We start from the raw sequence: 19,899 nt of genomic DNA, 5'->3' as shown, positions 1-19,899 counted from the left end.
CGTCACACCTACCGGCGGGGCTGTTCCTGGTCGAGCCGGGCGCGCAGCGCGTCGAGCTCGGCCCAGAGGACGCCGGGCAGCTTGTCGCCGAACTTCTCGAACCACTCGGTGATCAGCGGCAGCTCCTCGCGCCACTCGTCCGGGTCGACCTTCAGGGCGATCCGGACGTCCTCCGGGGTCATGTCGAGGCCGTCGACGTCCAGCGCGTCCTGCGCGGGAACCATGCCGATCGGGGTCTCGACGGCGTCGGCGCGGCCCTCGATCCGCTCGATGACCCACTTGAGCACCCGGGAGTTCTCGCCGAAGCCCGGCCAGAGGAAGTTGCCCTCCGCGTCCTTGCGGAACCAGTTGACGTAGTAGACCTTGGGCAGCTTGGCCTCGTCGCCGTCGGTGCCCTTGCCCATCTCGATCCAGTGCCGGAAGTAGTCGCCGGCGTGGTAGCCGATGAACGGCAGCATCGCCATCGGGTCGCGGCGCACCACGCCGACGGCACCGGACGCGGCGGCGGTGGTCTCCGAGGACAGGGTCGCGCCCAGGTAGACGCCGTGCACCCAGTCCCGGGCCTCGGTGACCAGCGGGATGGTGTCCCGCCGCCGGCCGCCGAACAGGATCGCGTCGATCGGCACCCCGTTGGGGTCGTAGTAGTCGTCGGCGAGGATCGGGCACTGCGTGATCGGGGTGCAGAACCGGCTGTTCGCGTGCGAGGACAGGCCCTCGCTCTGCGGCGTCCAGTCGTTGCCCTTCCAGTCGACCAGGTGCGCCGGCGGCTCGCCCATGCCCTCCCACCAGATGTCGCCGTCGTCGGTGAGGGCGACGTTGGTGAAGATGGAGTTGCCCCGGTCGAGCGTGCGCATCGCGTTCGCGTTGGTCTTCCAGTCGGTGCCCGGGGCGACGCCGAACAGGCCGTACTCCGGGTTCACCGCGTAGAGCCGGCCGTCCGGGCCGAAGCGCATCCAGGCAATGTCGTCGCCGATGGTCTCGACCTTCCAGCCGGGGATGGTCGGCTCCAGCATGGCCAGGTTGGTCTTGCCGCAGGCCGACGGGAACGCCCCGGCGACGTGGTAGACCTTCCCCTCCGGGGAAGTGATCTTGAGGATCAGCATGTGCTCGGCGAGCCAGCCCTCGTCCCGGCCCATCACGCTCGCGATCCGCAGCGAGTAGCACTTCTTGCCGAGCAGCGAGTTTCCGCCGTAGCCGGAGCCGTAGGACCAGATCTCCCGGGTCTCCGGGAAGTGCGAGATGTACTTCGTCTCGTTGCACGGCCACGCCACGTCCTGCTGGCCCGGCGCGAGCGGGGCGCCGATCGAGTGCAGGGCGTACACGAAGTCCGCGTCGTCGCCCATCGCCGCCAGGACCTTCGCGCCCATCCGGGTCATGATGCGCATCGAGGCCACCACGTACGGGCTGTCGGTGATCTCGACGCCGAACATGGGGTTCTCGGCCTCGACGGGGCCCATGCAGAACGGGATGACGTACATGGTGCGACCGCGCATGCAGCCGCGGTAGAGCTGCGTCATCGTCCGCTTCATCTCGGCCGGCGCCATCCAGTTGTTGGTGGGGCCGGCGTCCGCCTCGTCCACCGAACAGATGAACGTGCGCTCCTCGACGCGGGCGACGTCCGAGGGGTCGGTGCGGGCGTAGAACGAGTTCGGTTTCTTCTCCGGGTTGAGCCGGATCAGGGTGCCGTTGGCGACGAGTTCGTCGGTGAGGCGACGCCACTCCTCGTCGGACCCGTCCACCCAGACGACCCGGTCGGGAGTGGTCAGTTCCGCTACCTCACGGACCCAGGCGAGCAGTTTGGGGTGGGACGTCGGGGCCTGATCGATCCCCCGAACGGTGGCCGGAGCAACCATGACACATCTCCTTGTGGTCGACGCTGACCGGACTGCGGCATGCACGAGTGGTGACGGCGCGAGGCGTCGCCTTCGTGGAAACCTGGGATTGGCCTCAGCGTAAACCGGGCGACGTCGCGAGTCAGTGGGACTGGTTGTGAAGAACTGCACAAGGTGCGGTCACGCTGCGGCATCGCGATCTGATACCCGCTTTCACGCGCAGTTTCACGCAAATTCTTCCGCGACCTTCGCCGAGGTCCGGGCCCTGCGGGAACCGAAGGGCCGCGCGCGACGGGTGGTGCGGATGAGGGTTGCGGTGACATCGGCGAAGTGCCGACGGAATGCGCGAAGCTGTGCGCGGATGCGCATTCCCGAAACGATCCGCGAATTATCGCCCGGCCGGTTACGCTCCGCCCGGCCCCGGCCCGCCCGGTCACGCCACCGCCCCGCCCGGTCGCTGCTACCCGCCCGCGCAGCGGGCAACCGGTACGCTCAGCGGGTGGCCGCGACGATGACCGGTGACCAACCAGGGTCCCCGCCGACCCGACCCGGCATGGTCCGTGCCCTCATCGACCGCTTCGGTCACCTGATCCGCGAGCTGAGCAAGTTCGCCACCGTCGGCAGCGTCGCGTTCGTCGTCGACATCGCGCTGTTCAACTACCTCGCCAATGCCCGGGGCGTCGAGCAGGTCACCGCGAAGACGATCTCCACGGTGATCGCCGCGAGCGTGGCCTTCGTCGGCAACCGGTTCTGGACGTGGCGGCACCGCCAGCGCTCCAACCCCGCGCGCGAGTACGCGCTGTTCTTCTTCTTCAACGGCGTGGGCATGGGCATCGCGGTGGCCTGCCTCGCCATCAGCCGGTACGGCCTGGGCGCCATCTGGCCCGGGGTCTTCCAGACCGCCCTCGCCGACAACATCGCCAGCTTCGTCGTGGGCACCGGGCTCGGCACGCTGTTCCGGTTCTGGTCGTACCGACGGTTCGTCTTCGCCGAAGCGGGAACCCCGAAGGTCGCGGAAGCGGGAACCCGGACGGCCACGGAGGCGGCGACCGACCGGGATCCTCCGGCGTGACCCGCCGCCCATCTCGTCCGGCCGGACCGGCCCGGCCCGCCCACTCGCCTAAGGTGTTGCGCATGCGTCTTGTCCGTCTGCTGCCTGAGCGCTGGCAGAAGTTCATCCACGAGGCGCTCAAATTCGGCGTCGTCGGCGGCATCAACACCGCCATCAATTACGCGGTGTTCAACGCACTGGCACTCACGGTGTTCCGCGACGGCCAACTCAAGGCGACCGTCATCGCCACCATCGTGGCGACGATCACGTCGTATCTGATGAACAGGCACTGGACGTACCGGGATCGCCCGAAATCGGCATTGCGTCGCGAGTACGCCCTTTTCTTCCTGTTCAACGCGACCGGCCTCCTCATCGAACTCGGCGTCCTGGCGGCGGCCAAGTACGGCCTCGGCATGACCAGCCTGCTCGCCCTCAACGTGGCGAAGACCGGTGGCGTGCTGCTGGCCACCCTGTTCCGCTTCTGGTCCTACCGGACGTTCGTCTTCCAGCCCGCCCCCGCCGAACCGGCGGCCGACACCTGGCACACCATCCCGCGCGACGAGTGGGACACGATGGCCAAGCTGGACCCGGTGGCCGAGCTGGCCGAGTCCGTCACCGAGCTGGAGGAGTCCGAGCCGAAGCCGGGCCCCGCCGGGCGGCCGGCAGTCGGCCCCGACGAGCCCGCCACCGCGTACGGGGTCCCGACACCCGCCCAGGGCCGGCCCGCGCCGGCCGACGCGGGGCTCGGCAACGCGGGGCTCGGCAACGCGCTCGACGGTGAGCTGGCGGCCGAACTCGCCGAGGAGCTGCACGCCGGCACCCGCCGACGCCGGCGCTGAGTGAGGTGGCAGAGGTGACGAGCGTGACCGCAGCTCCCGAACCAATCGCAACTCCCGAGCCGACCGCGCCCGCCGAGGCCGCAGCGGCTCCCGAGCCGACCGCGACTCCGCAGCCGACCGTGGCTTCCGAACCGACCGGCGCGAACGAGGCGGCGGGCCCGGCGCCGGTGACCGGCCCGGCCCGGTCGGGCACCGGCGCGCCGGCCGAGCTGTTCTTCGAGGACCTGACGCCCGGGCGCACCTTCGACCTCGGCGAGGTGCGCGTCGACGGCGCCGAGATGGTCGCCTTCGCCCGCCGGTTCGACCCGCAGTGGTACCACGTCGACGCCGAGCGCGCCGCCGCGAGCCACCACGGCGGGCTGATCGCCAGCGGCTTCTACACGGTCAGCCTCTTCATGCGCGCGTACGTCGATCACGTGCTGGCCCGGGCCGCGGCGGACGCCTCCCCCGGCCTGGAGGAGCTGCGCTGGCTGGCCCCCGTCCGCGCCGGCGACCGCCTGGCGGCCCGCCTCGACGTGATGGGCGCCCGCCCGTCCACCGCCCGCCCCGGGCTCGGCACCGTCAGCCTCAGCGGCACCATGTTCCGCCTCGGCCCCGACGGCCAGCCGGCACAGGAGGTGCTGCGCACCCGCTTCCGCGGCTGGTTCACCCTCCGTCCCGGCTGACCGCCTCCCGCCCTCCGCTCAGCGCGGCGGCGGGCAGAGGGCGGCGGGATCAGGCCGACGGGTCGCGCAGCGGCTTGCCCTCTCGCATGTCCGCGAGGATGTCGCGCATCTCGCCGTCGCCGAGGGAGTGCTTGTCGTGGTGCGCCTCGACCAGCTCGTACAGCTTGGTCTGGACCTTGTCGACGTGCGGGACGTCGGTGAGCACCGACTGCCCCCGCTCGCCGGCCGACTCGATGGTCAGGGTGCCGCAGCCGAGCAGCCGCTCGACGAAACGCTGGCTCATCGCGTGGTCGTTGATCCGGGTGAGCGGGATGTCCCGCCGGTCCCGGGAGAGGACGCCCTCCTGCAGCAGCACCCGCTCGTTGGTGAACAGGTAGTGGGTGCTGCGCCAGACCAGGAACGGCCAGAGCCCGAGCCAGAGCACCAGCAGCACCGCCAGCCCCGCGAGGACGTACAGCGCGATGGTCGCGGCGTCACCGTCCGGGAGCAGGATCCAGCCCGCCACCACCGCCGCGACGGCGAGCACCAGCACCAGGACCGGACGCACCACGGCCTTCCAGTGCGGGTGCAGGTGCAACACGACGTGCTCGTCCTCGGTGAGCACGTCTTCGGGAAACGCCACGCCGAACCTCCTCGCCAGAAACCGGACGAGCTGACCGTAGCGGGTCGACGCCCCCGCGCGGATCACCCGGTGCGGTGGCTTTCACGCGCGCCGCGCCGCGACCGCCTGCGGGCGTGAGAAGGGGACCCTTCTCTACCGTAGGCGTTAACAAGGGGCCCTTCCTTTCACCGCAGATGCAGGACGTCGCCCGCCGCCAGGGTGCGCGGGCCGGCCGGCGTGTCGACCAGCAGCCGGCCGTCGGCGTCCACACCGGTCGCGGTGCCGGTCACCTCCTGCCCGCCGGGCAGCAGCACCCGCACCGACCGGCCGATCGTCGCGCAGGCCGCCACGTACGCCTCGCGCAGCCCGCTGGCCACCGCGTCGCCGCCGGCGCAGCGCCAGCGGTCGTACCAGTCGGCGACGGAGCGCAGCAGGGCGCGCAGCAGCGGATCCCGGTCGGTGGCGGCGGCACCGGCGAGCTGGAGCGAGGTGGCCGGCAGGCCGGTCGGGTTCGCCGGCAGCTCGTCGGCGCGCAGGGTGACGTTGAGGCCGATGCCGAGGACGATCGCCGGGGGCTGCTCCGGTGTCGGGCCGGGCACCGCCTCGGCCAGGATGCCCGCGCACTTGGCGTCGCCGATCAGCAGGTCGTTGGGCCATTTGAGGGCGGCGTCCAGCTCGGCGAGCCGGGTCACCGCCTCGACGAGCGCGACGCCGGCGAGCAGCGGCAGCCAGCCGTACCCGGCGGCGGGGACCGCCTTCCAGCCGCGCTCCGCGACGGCCTCGCCGGGCCGCAGCAGCACGCTGGTCGCGATGCCGGCGCGGGCCGGCGACTGCCAGACCCGGTCGCGGCGCCCCCGGCCGGCGGTCTGCCGCTCGGCGACCACCACGAGGCCCTCCGGCTCGCCGGACCGGGCGGCGTCGGCCACGTCCGCGTTGGTCGATCCGGTCTCGGCGCGCAGCTCCAGCCGGGCCCACGGGCCGTGCGGGGCGGTCAGCGCGCGGCGCAGCCGGGCCGCCGACAGCGGCGGGCGGTCCAGGTCGGTGTACGGCGAGCCGGGCATCCCGCCAGCCTACGGCCCACCCGTGCGCGGCGGCGGGTGCCGGCCGGCCGCCCGGTGGCGGATGCCGGCCGCGTTCGGGTGCGGTGCTGGTCCGGCGCGGTTACTGAGGCGTACTGCACACCGTCGGCCACCTGAACCATCGTTATATTCCGTGGGTGACCAACGAGACCGGGATCAACATCCACAGCACGGCAGGCAAGCTGGCGGACCTGGAGCAACGGGTCGACGAGGCGGTGCACGCCGGGTCGGCGCGCGCGGTCGAAAAGCAGCACGCCCGGGGCAAGAAGACGGCGCGGGAGCGGATCGAGCTGCTGCTCGACGAGGGGTCCTTCGTCGAGCTGGACGAGTTCGCCCGGCACCGGTCCACCAACTTCGGCCTGGAGCGCACCCGCCCGTACGGCGACGGGGTGATCACCGGCTACGGCACGGTCGACGGCCGGCAGGTCTGTGTCTTCGCGCAGGACTTCACGGTCTTCGGCGGCTCCCTCGGTGAGGTCTTCGGCGAGAAAATCGTCAAGGTGATGGACCTCGCCATGAAGATCGGCTGCCCGGTGATCGGCATCAACGACTCGGGCGGGGCCCGCATCCAGGAGGGCGTGGCGTCCCTCGGGCTCTACGGCGAGATCTTCTTCCGCAACGTGCGGGCCAGCGGCGTCATCCCGCAGGTCTCCCTGATCATGGGCCCGTGCGCGGGCGGCGCGGTCTACTCCCCGGCGGTCACCGACTTCACCGTGATGGTCGACCAGACCTCGCACATGTTCATCACCGGCCCCGACGTGATCAAGACGGTCACCGGCGAGGACGTGGGCATGGAGGAGCTGGGCGGCGCGCGGACGCACAACGCGCGCAGCGGCAACGCGCACTACCTCGGCGCGGACGAGGACGACGCGGTCGAGTACGTCAAGGCGCTGCTGTCGTACCTGCCGTCGAACAACCTGGACGAGCCGCCGGTCGTCGACGCCCCGGCCGACCTGGCGGTGAGCGACGCCGACCGGGAGCTGGACACGCTGATCCCCGACTCGGCCAACCAGCCGTACGACATGCACCGGGTCGTCGAGCACGTCCTCGACGACGGGGAGTTCCTGGAGGTCCAACCGCTGTACGCACAGAACATGGTGGTCGGCTTCGGCCGCGTCGAGGGCCGCCCGGTCGGCGTGGTGGCCAACCAGCCGATGCACTTCGCCGGCACCCTCGACATCGCCGCGTCGGAGAAGGCCGCCCGGTTCGTGCGCACCTGCGACGCGTTCAACATCCCCGTGCTGACCTTCGTGGACGTCCCCGGTTTCCTGCCCGGCACCGGCCAGGAGTGGGACGGCATCATCCGCCGGGGCGCGAAGCTCATCTACGCGTACGCCGAGGCGACCGTCCCGAAGGTCACCGTGATCACCCGCAAGGCGTACGGCGGGGCGTACGACGTGATGGGCTCCAAGCACCTCGGCGCGGACCTGAACTTCGCCTGGCCGACCGCGCAGATCGCGGTGATGGGCGCGCAGGGCGCGGTGAACATCCTCTACCGGCAGGAGCTGGCCGCCGCCGAGGACCCGGCCGCCGTGCGCGCCGAGAAGATCGCCGAGTACGAGGACACCCTCGCCAACCCGTACATCGCCGCCGAGCGCGGGTACGTCGACTCGGTGATCGCGCCGCACGAGACGCGTACCCAGATCGTCCGGGCGCTGCGGGTGCTGCGCACCAAGCGCGAGACGCTCCCGCCGAAGAAGCACGGCAACATCCCGCTCTAGGTGCAAGGAAGGGCCCCCTGTTAACGCATTCTGCATAGCAGGGGCCCCTTCCAAACGCCCCGGCACCCGCGGGCCGCGCCACCGCGGGCCAGCGGCGACGGGGGGCGGCGGACGTCAGCAGGCCGGGTTGGCGGCGAGGCACATCCGGCGGGCCGCCGCGCGGCCCAGTTCGAGCAGCTCCGTGTCGCCCGCCCGGCGGTCGGCCGCCGGCAGGTCGAAGCCGAGCCCGCTCGCCGGCACGATCACGGTGACCAGGTCACCGACCCTGACCAGCAGCAGGGTCTCCGTCGACGGCTGCAGATCGAGCGGCTTCCCCGTCGCCACGTCCACGGGAGTCGACGAGGTGCGCTGCAGCACGACGGCCTGGTCGCCGGCGAAGTTGGCCGAGGCGGCCCGCCAGGTGTGCGTCACCGAGACCGTGACCGGCCCGCCGACCCACTGCATCGGCCGCGACTCGTGCCAGGTGTCGCAGGCCGCCATCGTCGCGGCCAGGTCGACGAACAGCCGGGTGGCGGCCCTCGGGGGAAGGCGGTAGACGTCCTGGGTGAGGACCCAGAAGCCGCCCGGCTGGTCCTTGTCGGGCGCGGCCCTCTGGAGCAGGGTCTGCGACCGGGAGTACCGGGACACGGGCGGCTCCGCCGCCAGCCCCCTTTCCCCGGCGCACGACTGGAGCAGCGGGTCGATCCGTACCGGCTCCTGGAGCCCCGAGTCGCCCAGCCGCACGTCGCTCGGCACGCCCACCTCGGTCGGGTCCAGCAGGGCCTCCTGCGGGATCTCGGCCCGGCCGGCCGGCTCCGCGCCGTCCGAGGAGAGCCGCTGGCCCGCCGGTGGCGCGAGGTGCCCGGCCCGGCCGCCGGCCGCCACGGCGAAGCCCGAGAGCACGGCCAGCACGGCGGTCGCCGCCGCCATCGCCATACGCCGGCTGCGGCGGCGGGCCCGGGCGCGGATCTCCGCCGGTTCGAGCCAGCGTACGTCCCGCAGGTCCCGCCGCATCCGTTCGGCGAACGCCAGGTCGGTCGGCTGGTCCACGTCGTGGTCGTCACGCATCGGCGGCCTCCTCGAGGTCAGAGACGGCGAGCAGCCCGGCGAGCGCGGTGCGCCCCCGGGAGAGTCGGGCCTTCACGGTGCCGACCGGGGCAGCGGTCTCCCGGGCCACCTCGGTGACGGGCATGCCGAGCAGGTAGTACAGGGCGAGGGCGGTGCGCTGCTCCTCGGGGAGCTGACGCAGCGCGGCCACCACCGCGACGGTGTCGGTGCTCGGCGCGGGCGTGCTGTCGTCGGCGCCGTGCCGCAGGTACGCCCGCGCGCGGCTGCGCAGGCTGCGCCACCGGCTGACCGCGATGCGGGAGGCGACGACCCGCACCCAAGCCTCCGGGTCGTCGTAGCCGGCCACCGTGGACCAGCGTTGCCACGCCCGGATGTACGCCTCCTGCACGGCGTCCTGCGCCTCGGCGAGGTTGCCGGTGAGCGCGTAGACGAAGCCGAGCAGCCGTTGCCGGCTGCCCCGGTAGAACTCGTCGAACCCGTCGACTTCCGGCATCCGTTGTCTCCCCCGCGTCCTGTCGCAGGGGACACGCGCGGGACGGGCCGGTCGGTTGCCCGGTCAGCCCGCCCGTTCGGCGTCGGCCCGCGTTTGCCGAGGCGCGCCGGGCAGTCAGACGGTCAGGCCGGCGTCGGCGAGGATCGGGCCGGCCAGCAGCGCCGCGCCGACGACCAGGGCCAACAGGTTCACCAGCGCGAACAGCGCGACCCAGAACAGCGGCGGGAACGGGGTGAGCCGGGCGAGCTGGTCGGCGTCGGACTCCGGCATGCGGCCCCGGGAGCGCAGCCGCTGGAGCTCGACGACGGGTCGTACGCCGCCGAGGAGCAGGAACCACACCGACGTCCAGGCGAAGGCGGCCTGGACGTCCGGCGAGGCGTACCAGGAGACGGCGAGCACCACCCCGCCGGTGGCCAGCAGCGACACCACGCCGAAGGCGTTGCGGACCATGACCAGCATGGCCAGCAGCAGCGCCACGGCGATCCAGAGCAGCAGGGTGATCCGGTTGCCGCCGAGCAGCCAGGCGCCGGCGAGGCCGACCAGCGACGGCGCGACGTAGCCGGCGAGCAGGGTGAGGATCATGCCGGGGCCGGTGGGGCGACCGGCGGAGAGGGTCAGCCCGGAGGTGTCCGAGTGCAGCCGGATGCCGTGCAGCCGGCGGCCGGTCAGCAGGGCGGCGAGGGCGTGTCCGCCCTCGTGGGCGATGGTGACGGCGTTGCGGGCGATCCGCCAGGGTAGCCGGGTGGCGACCACGGCCAGCGCCACCGCGGCGGTGACGACGACGAGGAGCGGCGGCGGGTCGGGCTGCGCGGAGAACAGCTTGTCCCAGAGCGTGCCCAGCTCGTCGATCGCCACCATGGGGCGCGAGCCTACCGGCCCCGGCCGGGCTGAGGTCGTACCGCGTCGAGGATGAAAGTTTCCTTTGAACATCTTGTGATCTAGGGCAACTAGCTCCAAAGATGGATGTCAATCGAATGGCGTCCCTCTGGAGGAACCCATGATCCGTACCGGATTCACGCTGCGCCGACTGATCGCGGCGGGGATCACCGCCGTAGCGGCAGCGGCCACCGCCCTCGTCGCCACGACGGGCCCGGCGGCCGCCGCCACCACCGCCGGCGTTGACGTCTCCCACTACCAGGGGTCGATCAACTGGACGAGCGTCCGCAACGCGGGCATCGAGTTCGCGTTCATCAAGGCCACCGAGGGCACGAGCTACAAGGACCCGAACTTCAACGCCAACTACGTCAACTCCTACAACGCCGGGGTGATCCGCGGGGCGTACCACTTCGCCCGGCCGAACATCTCCTCCGGCGCCACCCAGGCCAACTACCTCGCCAGCAACGGCGGCGCGTGGTCGGCGGACAGCCGCACCCTGCCGGCCGCGCTGGACGTCGAGGCCAACCCGTACAGCGGTGGCACCTGCTACGGCCTCAGCACGTCCGGGATGCGCAGCTGGATCCAGGACTTCCTGAACACGTACCGGTCCCGCACCGGCCGGTACGCGGTCATCTACACCACCACGAGCTGGTGGAACCAGTGCACCGGCAGCTGGACCGGGCCGTGGGCGAACCACCCGCTGTGGCTCGCCCGCTGGTCGAGCACCCCCGGCACCCTGCCGGCCGGCGCGCCGGTCTGGAGCTTCTGGCAGTACACGGCGTCCGGCAGCGTCTCCGGCATCAGCGGCAACGTCGACCGCAACTACTGGAACGGCGACCGCAGCCGGCTCATCGCCCTGGCCAACAACACCTGATCCGCGCCTGATCCGCACGCCTGACCGGCACGTCCGTGGCGGTGGTCGGCGGCAGCGGGATCGACTGCGACCGTACGGTCGACGGTCGCTCCGGCTGCCGCCGGCTCGTCACTGCCCGGCCCTCGTCAGCCGGCATTCCCCTACCAGGCCCGGGTGACGGTGCGCGCCGGCAGCGCGTCCTCCCGCACCACCGTGGCCCGTCGCGTCAGGCGCCAGGTGGCCACCCCGGCGACGGTGACCGCCACGACGCCGAACATCGCGAACAGCACCGGAAGGCCCGCGCTGACCAGCAGCAGCACCACGTCACCGAGCGCGACGAGCATCCACAGTGCCAGCCGGGGCCGCGCGTCCCTGCGTCGGTATCCCATGTCGCACCTCCTTGCGTCGTCCGGGATCAGATACCCCGTTCGACGCAAGGTCATGCGAGCCGCTTTCACGGCGGTGGGAATCGCCTGCTCAGCGGGCCGGGTCGCGGGTCGCGGGTCGCGAACCGGCTCCGGCCGGGCGCTCAGTCCTTCCGGCCGGGCGCTCAGTCGACCCGGTCCGGCTCGAAGCCCTTGGCGATCCGGTCGAAGTCGGCCAGCCGCGCCTGCCAGTCCTTGTTCGCCACCTCCCAGCGGAAGGCGTACCCCCGGTTTTTGGCGGTGACGAAGCCCCGGTTGCGGACGTGGATCCGGGTGTTGTCCCGGGTCTCCAGCCACTCCCAGTCCGCACACGTCTTGTAGTAGTCGCAGCGCTCGATGCTGAGATACTGGTAGTTGTTGACGCGGCTCTTCCGGGCCGGTTCCTGCTCTCTCCAGTCGGCGACGGCGTCGGGCTGCGGGGTGTTCGTCCACTGCACCAGCAGCTCGCCCACCCCGTCGCGCTCCTCGAAGATGACCGTGTCCCGGCCGCCGCTGCGCCGCGTCCAGCCCTTCGGCAGGGGCAGCGAGAAGCCCGCCGGGTCCTTGTGCAGGACCCAACCCTCGGGCAGAGCATTCGGGTCGACCGACGGGCTCGCCGACGGCGTCGGGCTGGGCGGTGCGGCGCTGCTGGTGGCCGGCGCGGGCGAGGACGGCGCGGCGGCCGACGGCGTCGCCGAGGACAGGCCCGCCTGCGGGTCGCCGGGCCCCGGGTCGTCGTCGCCCCGGCCGAGCAGCGGCACCGCCACCAGCAGGCCGAGCAGCAGCACCGCGACGAGCACGCCGACCAGCAGGCTGCGGCGGCTGCGCTCGGGCTTCGTACCCGAAACGACCGCGGCCCGGCCCGTCGACGAGGGTGCCGGGCCGGCGGCCGCCGGCAGCACCGACGTCGGCGTGGCCCGCTCGCGGGCCCGGTCGGCCCACTCGCGCGGCGGCCCGGCCTTCCCGCTCGACGGACCGGTCTTCTCGCTGGACGGTCCCGCGTCCTCCTGCGGCCGGTCGGCCTGGTCGCGCGACCGGTCGGTCTGGTCCCCGGAGGCGTCGGCCTGGTCCCCGGCGGGCTCGGCCCGCTCGACAGGCGGAGCGGACGGCGCGGGCGGCGACACCGGCACGGCGGGGCCCGGGTCGACCCGGGTGTCGTCGACCTGCCCGGCCGGGGCGGCGTCGACCCCGTCGACCGCGCCCCCGGTGCCCGTGACCTCGCCGGAACCGGCCTCGTCGGCCTCCTCCGCCGGTGACTCCTCGCCCCCGTCGACCGGTGCCCCCGCGACCCGGTCGGCGCCGGTCGCGGCGACCGGACCGGGAAGCTTCGCCGTGGGGTCGGCCGCCCGTGCGCCGGTGTCCGCGACCTTCGCCGTCGGCGCGGCGTCCGTGCCCGACGCCGGAGGGTCGACCTTCGCCGTCGGCGCGGCGTCCACCCCCGGCGAGGGGACCTTCGCGGTCGGCGCGGCGTCCGTGCTCGGCGGGGAGACCTTCGCGGTCGCGTCGTCACCGGCCGCGCCGGTCACCGCCGCGCCGCCGACGACGAGGCCGCCCCCAGGGGTACGCGGCGCGGGCGGCACGGCCGGCCGGCTCGTGCGCGGCTCGGCCGGGCGCGGCGCGGGCACCACCGGCGGTCGCGGCTCGCGCGGCCCGTTGGGCCCCGGCCGGCGTACGCCGTCGAGCAGCGAAATCGTCTTGGAGCGCCGCCCGGCGGCCTTCCGCAGCAGCCGCTCGGCCACCTCGGCGTCGATCCGCTCGGCCGGATCCTTGCGGAGCAGCCCGTTCAGCACCGGCTTCAGCGGGCCGGCGTTCCTCGGCGGCGGCATCGGCTCGGTGGCCAGCGCCGCCAGGGTGGCGATCGCCGACGGCCGGGCGTACGGCGACTTGCCCTCCACCGCCGCGTAGAGCGTCGCGCCCAGCGACCACAGGTCGGCCTCCGGCCCCGCCGTGCCGTCGCGCGCCCGCTCCGGCGCGATGTACGCCGGGGAACCCAGCACCATGCCGGTGCGCGTCACGTTCGGGTCGCCCGGGATCGTCGCCAGGCCGAAGTCGGTCAGCACCACCCGGCCGTCCGTGCCGATCAGCACGTTGCCCGGCTTGACGTCCCGGTGCATCACGCCGGCCTTGTGCGCCGCCTTCAGCGCGCCCAGCACCCCCAGGCCGATCTCGACCGCCTTCGCCGACGTCACCGGCCCGTCCTCGGCGATGGTGTCCTGAAGGGACTTCGACGCCACGTACTCCATGACGATCCACGGATCGCCGTCGGTGCGCAGCACGTCGAAGATGCGGACCACGTTGACGTGGTTGAGCCGCGCGATCGCGCGGGCCTCCCGCAGCGAGCGCTCCCGCATCTCGCGGCGCTCCTCCGGGGTGAGGCTGGGCGGCGGGACCAGTTCCTTGATCGCCACGTCCCGGTGCAGCACCTCGTCGCGCGCCTTCCACACCCGACCCATGCCGCCCTGGCCGAGCGGCGAAAGGAGCCGGTACCGGTCGGCGACGAGTTGGGGAAGCGCGTTCGACATCGGTGGAGACGGTACCCGGCGGCGGCCCGCCGCACACCGCCGGCACGCCACTGTGCGACGAAGGTCAAGTTCGCGACGCGTACGCTGGAGGGCATGTCTGCCGATGAGCCGCTGTTCCGGGTGACCCGGGGCGTGCCGACCGCCGAGGAACTGGCCGCGCTGGTCGGCGTCATCGTCGCCCGGACCCGCCCCACCGCCGCACCCGAACCCGCCGCACCGTCGGCCTGGGCACGCAGCGGCCGCCCCCTCGGCACGGCGCTCGCCTCCGGCCCGGGAGCCTGGCGCGCCTCCGGCCTGCCCCGCTGATCCTCCGGCCGCCGTCCGGCACGCCCCGCTGCCGTCGGGGGCTCCCGGAGGTCGGCGACACCCGTTAGCCTCACTCAGGGAAACGGTGTCGTGACGGGTCGGGAGGGCCGATGATCCCCGAGGAGGACCGCCCAGCGCCCTGGTTGAGCGGCTACGGCAGCATCGAGGCCGACATCCGCCAGATGCGCGAGTTCGCCGACAAGCTCCAGGCGGAGGTCGAGCGAAACTACGCTCCGCACCTGTCGTACATCGCGGACGACATGAAGGCGCAGATCCCCAACCCCGCCGACGCCTTCGTCGAGCTGGTGCAGTTCCTCAAGGCACACAACGAGACCCAGCAGGCCACCGCCACGATGGTCTGGTCCGTCGGTGGTGCCACCGGCCACCTGGCCGCCGCAGCCGGCCGGATCGCCACGCAGTACGCCGACTCCGACGCCTTCTCGGCCGCCCGCGTCTCCGACGTGGAACGGGCCCTCGCCAACCCCGGCGGGGCCGGGCAGGGGCGGCCCAGGCCAGCCCTGCCCGATCCGACCGGCCCGGACAGCGGGCCGGGGCGGGCGGTGCTGCCATGATCGAGCGGGGCAGCGGCCGGACGTCCGGCCTCACCGACTGGCGGTTGATGGACCTGCTGAGCATGTGGGCCTGCATCCAGGACCACGACACCGCCGGGCACTGGAAGCAGGTCGCCGGCTGGCGCAAGGTCTGCGACCTCGCGCAGGCGCACCTGGGCCGGCTCAAGGAATACCGGCGCGGCCTCGCCGAGGCGTGGCCCCCGGCGACCAACGCCGCCGCCCAGGCGTACCTCGGCGAGCTGGACGACCTGATCGACAAGGTGCAGCGCACCCACGACGCGGCAGCCGCGAACTACGACGCCCTCGCCGCCGCCACCCGAGCGATCAGCAGCGCCCGCGCCGAACTGAAGCCCCTGCACGACGAGTACGTGGAGAAGCTCCAACAGAAGCGGACGTACGAGGCGACCGCCGCCGATCCGAAGGCGGCGATGGGCGCCCGGGTGCCGGACAAGCCGGTGACCGACGCCGACCTGGAGCGACTCAATGTCCAGGCCCGGAACCTGATGTACGGGTTGAGCGGCGAACTACAACAGGCCCAAGTAATGCTCCGCCAACCTCCAAAGGTCAGGCCACCCAAACAAACTGACAACCCAGACGTGTATGGCGCTTCAGCTGCACCCGAGATCCCGCCGATCATCCCCGTCCCTCTAGCCACAACTAACAGCAGTTCGACCCCCAAGTCCACTGGGACGCCAAAAGGCGTAGAGGCAGCATCACCGCCTAGAATCAGTCACGGGCCAATCCTCGGCGGAACGAATGCCACATTTAGTCCCACTTCCGGAATTTCGAGCACGAACCCACCACTTCAATCGACTTCCCCGACCGGGCCCCACCCTGGCCCAATTTCAATCCCTCCCCTCTCAAATACCAACAATGGCCACACCACCCCTCGAATCAGTCCGGAAAGATTGAGTTCGAACTTCAGGCCACCCGGCGACGGGAAGACCGCAACTCCAGGCCCCCCTAACACACCTCGGCCACTTCCATCAGGGGGCATAATTGGCACCCCGCCGAGTATGGGTTCAGGGCATCACGGAAACATGAACGCCTCCCGCCGAATCAACCCAATAGGCGGCGTTATCGGAGGGGGCGCCGGGACCGCACCGAGCGGAGCAGCCGGATCTCGGCCGGGCATCGGCCGCGGCATACAATTCGGCGCAGGCCACTTCACGCCCCCTTTCGGCAACACCCCTGGAACAGGCGGCGCACCCTTCCCTGGAAACACGACGGGGCGGCTACAGGCAGAAGGTGAAGGCGAGTCGCGACACTGGGACCCTGATCATCCCTGGGAAACAGATTCCGGAGTAACGCCAGTAATGCGGCCGCATGATGAGAACGACCCTATTGATCCCGGACCGGCCATTGGCTTCGATCGGTAGTTCCGTCCTGCGTTACGCAGTACGCGCGGCTGCAACCATCACCCAGTCAGCTATTATCGCCGGCTCGGGGATGGTGGCACCGCCCAATGTCGCACCAACACCAGACGGATCGGCCTTAATTCGGACCGACCAGTGGCACTTGCGCTACCTGGATACCATCGACGCCCATCGCATCACCCGGGGGCGAGGAGTAACGATCGCCGTACCCGACACAGGGGTTGATCCCCACCCCGATCTACGTAAAAATTTACTTTCCGGCATAGATATTATTCCCGGCGGGAACGGGAGCGGAAAGAGGGATCTAGATAGCCATGGAACCGCAATGGCCGGCCTTATCGCCGCCCACGGCCAGCACAACGAGGTTGGCGCGCTGGGCATAGCCCCCGAAGCTAAGATTCTACCCATATTCAGCTCTCCACCCAACGGCGACGGCGACCCGGACGCATTAGCCCAGGGCATCGAATTTGCCATCGACACGGGTGTGGACATTATCAGCGTATCAAGCGGAGGGAGTTCAAGCCGTAGACTAATAGAAGCAGTCAAGCGGGCATGCGCATCGAATATTGTAGTTGTTGCAGCTGCGGGCAATTCTCCGGAGGACACAGGAGTCACATATCCTGCTTCAGAGGACGGAGTCATCGCGGTTGGCGGGATAGATCGGAACGGAAATCACGCCACCATCTCAGTAACTGGCACAGGAATCGACCTCACCGCACCGGCGGTCGATATTTACAGCACTAGTTATGGCGGCAAGTACTCCAAAGGGACAGGCACTTCCAGTGCCACTGCGATAGTCGCGGGGGCCGCTGCTCTTGTCCGGTCCAAATACCCCGACCTGCCGGCCTCGGAGGTCGTCCACCGTCTCACTGCCACCGCCATCGACAAGGGGCCTCCCGGCCGTGACGACGAGTACGGCTACGGGGTCTTGGACCTGGTGGCGGCGCTCACGGCAGACGTACCCCCTCTGGGTTTCGAGTCGACGACGGCGGGTGCGCCGGGCGCGGGCGGGCCGACCACGACGGTGGTCGCGGAGCCGGCCGATGATGGTGACGACGGGTCTACGGCTCGTGGCCTGGCCACGTTGGGGGTGATCGTGGCCGCTGCGGGAGCCTGGGCGTTGGTCGCACGGCGCCGACGACTGAGCGACGACCCGCCGCCGCGGATTAGCCGGTGAGCCGCCAGCTGTGACGCCATGTCGGCGACATTGGGGGGTTGGAGCGGGCGGGATACCGCGATGTCGGCGACATGGAGTCGATCAACGGGCAGGCCGGCACCCACCGGCCCGGAGTCGATCAACGGGCAGGGCAGCACCCACCGGCATGGAGTCGATCAAGGCGACAGAGCGGGTCGCGGCCAGGCAGAGGCGGTGCAGGTGGTGGAGGCGGTAGCGTCGGCGGCGTGTCGAACTCGATTGCGCTCCGACTCGTGCTCGCGTCGGCGAGCCCTGCCCGTCGCAAGCTCCTGCATGCCGCCGGCATCGAACCCGATGTGCTGGTCAGCGGGGTCGACGAGTCTCAGGTGGTCAGCGAACGGGCCGAGGACCTGTGCCTGGAGCTGGCCCGGCTGAAGGCGCAGGCGGTCGTCGGCCGGCTGCGGCCCTCCGCCGACGAGCGGACGCTGGTGCTCGGCTGCGACTCGGTACTCGCCTTCGACGGCGAGATCCTCGGCAAGCCCGCCGACGAGGCCGACGCCACGCGGCGGTGGGAGCGGATGCGGGGGCGCAGCGGGGTGCTGCACACCGGGCACTGCCTGATCGACGTCATCCACGAGGCGCGCGCCGAGGCGGTCGCTTCGACCACCGTGCGGTTCGCCGAGGTCAGCGACGAGGAGATCGCGGCGTACGTCGCGACGGGTGAGCCGCTCGCGGTGGCGGGCGCGTTCACCATCGACGGGCTGGGCGGGGCGTTCCTGGAGGGTGTCGACGGCGATCCGGGCACGGTGGTCGGGCTTTCCCTGCCGCTGCTGCGTCGTCTCCTCGGGGAGCTGGACCTGCGGATCATCGACCTGTGGACGAAGGTCGCGCCGGGCGGCCAGGAGGTCGAGGCGCTGGGTACGGTCCGGTCATGACGACGAAGTCGCTACCGCTGACCCCGGAACTGCACGCGTACGTGGTGGCCCACGGATCGGCCCCGGACGAGGTGATGCGGGACCTGGTCGAGGAGACCCTCGCCGCGCTGCCCGCCGAGGCGAGGATGCAGGTGGCCCCGGAGCAGGCCGCGTTCCTGACGTTCCTCACCCGGCTGGTGGGGGCGCGGCAGGCGGTGGAGGTGGGCACCTTCACCGGGCTGTCCTCGCTGGCGATCGCGCGCGGGCTGGCCGAGGGCGGGCGGTTGACCTGCTTCGACATCTCGGCGGAGTACACGGACGTGGCACGGCGGTACTGGGCGCGGGCCGGGGTCGACGACCGGATCGAGCTGCGGATCGGGCCGGCCGGGGACACGCTGCGGGAGCTGCCGTACGAGCGGCGCCTGGACTTCGCGTTCATCGACGCGGACAAGGTCGGCTACCCGGTCTACTGGGCGGAGCTGGTGCCGCGCATGCGCCCGGGCGGGATCGTCGCGGTGGACAACACGCTGCGCGGGGGTCGGGTGCTCGCCCCGAGCAACGCCGACGACCGGGCCGTCGCCGCGTTCAACGACGAGGTGATGGCCGACGTCCGGGTGGAGCCGGTGCTGCTGCCGATCGCCGACGGGCTGACCCTGGCCCGGGTGCGCTGACGACGGCCCCGGGCCGACCGATCGCTCCCGCTCGCCGACGCTCAACGTGCCCCGCCGCACCCCGATCATGCTGGGGTGCGGCGGGGCACGTTGTTTGGAGGGGGCCCTTCCTATACAGAAAGCGTTAACAGGGGGCCCTTCCTTGCACGCGTCGCGCGCGTTGCGCGCGTCGCCGTGCCTCAGCGGACGCTGCGGGCGAACTGGCGGGCGGCCCAGGCGACGCCGGCGGCGGCCAGCACCGCGATGATGCTCAGGCCCTGCCAGACCTTGTCGTTGCCGAGGTCACCGGCGAAGAGGGCCCGGGTGCCGTCCACGGCCCAGGAGAACGGGTTCCACTCGGCGACGCCCTGGAGCCAGCCGGGGGCGAAGGTGAGCGGCAGCAGGATGCCGGAGAGCAGCAGCACCGGCTGGGCGACGGTGTTCATCAGCGGGGCGAGCGCGTCCTCGCTCTTGACCTTGAGCGCGACGCCGTAGGAGACGGCCGAGGTCATCAACGCGATGAGGGCGAGCATCAGGTACGCCAGGAGCAGGTCGCCGATGAACACGCGCAGCTCGAACAGGAGCGCGAGCACGGTGATGATGACGGCCTGGGCGAGCAGCGACACGACGTCGCGCATGGACCGGCCGAGCAGCAGCGCGAGCCGGCTGACCGGGGTGACCCGGGACCGTTCGATGACCCCGGCGCGCAGCTCGGCGATCAGGCCGAAGCCCTGGAAGAGGCCGCCGAAGATGGCCAGCAGCACCAGCAGGCCGGGCACGAAGATCTTGTACGCCTCGGCCTGGGTCGGCGCGTTCAGCGCCGGCTTGAGCAGCGGGGCGAAAAGCAGCAGGTACATCACCGGCTGGAAGACGCCGACGAAGACCCAGACCGGGTTGCGGAGCAGGAGCTGCGTCTGGCGTTGGAAGACGAGCCAGGTGTCGCGGGCGAACTTCATGATCGAC

Annotated in this window: 20 protein-coding genes; 11 read left to right on the top strand and 9 right to left on the bottom strand. The window is 71.6% G+C overall.

What is annotated here, in order from left to right:
• Nucleotides 1-8: 8 nt before the first annotated feature.
• Nucleotides 9-1,853, bottom strand: coding sequence for a phosphoenolpyruvate carboxykinase (GTP) (locus GA0070558_RS13120; RefSeq protein WP_077936138.1), 1,845 nt, complete (start codon nucleotides 1,851-1,853; stop codon nucleotides 9-11).
• 436 nt (nucleotides 1,854-2,289) lie between these two features.
• On the opposite strand from GA0070558_RS13120, the gene GA0070558_RS34295 reads away from it, so the two are divergent.
• The 3 genes from GA0070558_RS34295 (at nucleotide 2,290) to GA0070558_RS13105 (ending at nucleotide 4,387) form a co-directional block, all read left to right on the top strand.
• Nucleotides 2,290-2,904, top strand: coding sequence for a GtrA family protein (locus tag GA0070558_RS34295; RefSeq protein WP_377536805.1), 615 nt, complete (start codon nucleotides 2,290-2,292; stop codon nucleotides 2,902-2,904).
• Between the two features lie 62 nt (nucleotides 2,905-2,966).
• Nucleotides 2,967-3,722, top strand: a complete 756-nt coding sequence (locus GA0070558_RS13110) for a GtrA family protein (protein WP_091279142.1) — start codon at nucleotides 2,967-2,969, stop codon at nucleotides 3,720-3,722.
• A 119-nt stretch (nucleotides 3,723-3,841) separates the two neighbouring features.
• Nucleotides 3,842-4,387, top strand: coding sequence for a MaoC/PaaZ C-terminal domain-containing protein (locus GA0070558_RS13105; protein WP_218106992.1), 546 nt, complete (start codon nucleotides 3,842-3,844; stop codon nucleotides 4,385-4,387).
• Between the two features lie 49 nt (nucleotides 4,388-4,436).
• Here GA0070558_RS13105 and GA0070558_RS13100 read toward each other — a convergent pair whose 3' ends face one another.
• Together GA0070558_RS13100 and GA0070558_RS13095 are read right to left on the bottom strand one after the other, a co-directional pair.
• On the bottom strand, nucleotides 4,437-5,009 hold the full coding sequence (locus tag GA0070558_RS13100) for a PH domain-containing protein (protein WP_091279139.1): 573 nt from the start codon (nucleotides 5,007-5,009) through the stop codon (nucleotides 4,437-4,439).
• A gap of 164 nt (nucleotides 5,010-5,173) precedes the next feature.
• Nucleotides 5,174-6,049, bottom strand: a complete 876-nt coding sequence (locus GA0070558_RS13095) for a biotin--[acetyl-CoA-carboxylase] ligase (protein WP_091279136.1) — start codon at nucleotides 6,047-6,049, stop codon at nucleotides 5,174-5,176.
• A gap of 155 nt (nucleotides 6,050-6,204) precedes the next feature.
• On the opposite strand from GA0070558_RS13095, the gene GA0070558_RS13090 reads away from it, so the two are divergent.
• Nucleotides 6,205-7,788 carry an acyl-CoA carboxylase subunit beta gene (locus GA0070558_RS13090; protein WP_091279133.1) on the top strand — a complete coding sequence of 528 codons (1,584 nt, stop codon included), beginning with the start codon at nucleotides 6,205-6,207 and terminating at the stop codon, nucleotides 7,786-7,788.
• Nucleotides 7,789-7,902: 114 nt separating this feature from the next.
• Here GA0070558_RS13090 and GA0070558_RS13085 read toward each other — a convergent pair whose 3' ends face one another.
• The 3 genes from GA0070558_RS13085 to GA0070558_RS13075 all read right to left on the bottom strand — a co-directional run bounded on the left by GA0070558_RS13085 (nucleotide 7,903) and on the right by GA0070558_RS13075 (nucleotide 10,186).
• Nucleotides 7,903-8,835 (bottom strand): hypothetical protein, encoded by a 933-nt coding sequence (locus GA0070558_RS13085; RefSeq protein ID WP_091279131.1) that lies wholly within the window; start codon nucleotides 8,833-8,835, stop codon nucleotides 7,903-7,905.
• Nucleotides 8,828-9,328: a SigE family RNA polymerase sigma factor gene (locus GA0070558_RS13080; protein ID WP_091279128.1), complete on the bottom strand. Its 501-nt coding sequence runs from the start codon at nucleotides 9,326-9,328 to the stop codon at nucleotides 8,828-8,830. The genes GA0070558_RS13085 and GA0070558_RS13080 overlap by 8 nt, the downstream gene beginning before the upstream one ends.
• A gap of 114 nt (nucleotides 9,329-9,442) precedes the next feature.
• A complete protein-coding gene (locus tag GA0070558_RS13075; RefSeq protein WP_091279125.1) occupies nucleotides 9,443-10,186 on the bottom strand; it encodes a M50 family metallopeptidase in 744 nt (247 codons plus the stop codon).
• Between the two features lie 139 nt (nucleotides 10,187-10,325).
• Here GA0070558_RS13075 and GA0070558_RS13070 point away from each other — a divergent pair, with 139 nt between their 5' ends.
• The gene (locus GA0070558_RS13070; RefSeq protein ID WP_043961879.1) at nucleotides 10,326-11,078 is read left to right on the top strand and encodes a GH25 family lysozyme; all 753 of its coding nucleotides are present in this window, start codon (nucleotides 10,326-10,328) and stop codon (nucleotides 11,076-11,078) included.
• Between the two features lie 140 nt (nucleotides 11,079-11,218).
• Here the strand turns inward: GA0070558_RS13070 and GA0070558_RS13065 are convergent, their stop codons facing one another.
• Nucleotides 11,219-11,446 (bottom strand): hypothetical protein, encoded by a 228-nt coding sequence (locus tag GA0070558_RS13065; RefSeq protein WP_091279122.1) that lies wholly within the window; start codon nucleotides 11,444-11,446, stop codon nucleotides 11,219-11,221.
• Between the two features lie 161 nt (nucleotides 11,447-11,607).
• Nucleotides 11,608-13,983, bottom strand: a complete 2,376-nt coding sequence (locus tag GA0070558_RS34290) for a serine/threonine protein kinase (protein ID WP_256091912.1) — start codon at nucleotides 13,981-13,983, stop codon at nucleotides 11,608-11,610.
• Nucleotides 13,984-14,076: 93 nt separating this feature from the next.
• On the opposite strand from GA0070558_RS34290, the gene GA0070558_RS13055 reads away from it, so the two are divergent.
• From GA0070558_RS13055 to GA0070558_RS13030, 6 genes are all read left to right on the top strand, one after another.
• Nucleotides 14,077-14,289 carry an acyl-CoA carboxylase subunit epsilon gene (locus GA0070558_RS13055; protein WP_091279118.1) on the top strand — a complete coding sequence of 71 codons (213 nt, stop codon included), beginning with the start codon at nucleotides 14,077-14,079 and terminating at the stop codon, nucleotides 14,287-14,289.
• A 110-nt stretch (nucleotides 14,290-14,399) separates the two neighbouring features.
• Nucleotides 14,400-14,861 (top strand): hypothetical protein, encoded by a 462-nt coding sequence (locus GA0070558_RS13050; protein ID WP_043961875.1) that lies wholly within the window; start codon nucleotides 14,400-14,402, stop codon nucleotides 14,859-14,861.
• Nucleotides 14,858-16,240 carry a coiled-coil domain-containing protein gene (locus tag GA0070558_RS13045; RefSeq protein ID WP_091279114.1) on the top strand — a complete coding sequence of 461 codons (1,383 nt, stop codon included), beginning with the start codon at nucleotides 14,858-14,860 and terminating at the stop codon, nucleotides 16,238-16,240. Before GA0070558_RS13050 ends, GA0070558_RS13045 begins: the two co-directional genes overlap by 4 nt.
• A 37-nt stretch (nucleotides 16,241-16,277) precedes the next feature.
• Nucleotides 16,278-17,414, top strand: a complete 1,137-nt coding sequence (gene mycP / locus GA0070558_RS13040) for a type VII secretion-associated serine protease mycosin (protein WP_439709595.1) — start codon at nucleotides 16,278-16,280, stop codon at nucleotides 17,412-17,414.
• Between the two features lie 224 nt (nucleotides 17,415-17,638).
• Nucleotides 17,639-18,307: a Maf family protein gene (locus GA0070558_RS13035; protein ID WP_091279107.1), complete on the top strand. Its 669-nt coding sequence runs from the start codon at nucleotides 17,639-17,641 to the stop codon at nucleotides 18,305-18,307.
• Nucleotides 18,304-18,957, top strand: coding sequence for an O-methyltransferase (locus tag GA0070558_RS13030; RefSeq protein ID WP_091279104.1), 654 nt, complete (start codon nucleotides 18,304-18,306; stop codon nucleotides 18,955-18,957). Before GA0070558_RS13035 ends, GA0070558_RS13030 begins: the two co-directional genes overlap by 4 nt.
• 179 nt (nucleotides 18,958-19,136) lie before the next feature.
• Here the strand turns inward: GA0070558_RS13030 and GA0070558_RS13025 are convergent, their stop codons facing one another.
• Entirely contained in the window at nucleotides 19,137-19,892 is a 756-nt protein-coding gene (locus GA0070558_RS13025; RefSeq protein ID WP_091279101.1) for an ABC transporter permease, read from the bottom strand.
• Between the last annotated feature and the right edge of the window lie 7 nt (nucleotides 19,893-19,899).

The sequence above is a fragment of the Micromonospora haikouensis genome (assembly GCF_900091595.1).
Classification (GTDB): domain Bacteria; phylum Actinomycetota; class Actinomycetes; order Mycobacteriales; family Micromonosporaceae; genus Micromonospora; species Micromonospora haikouensis.
This window is presented reverse-complemented; position numbering and strand designations above follow the sequence as displayed.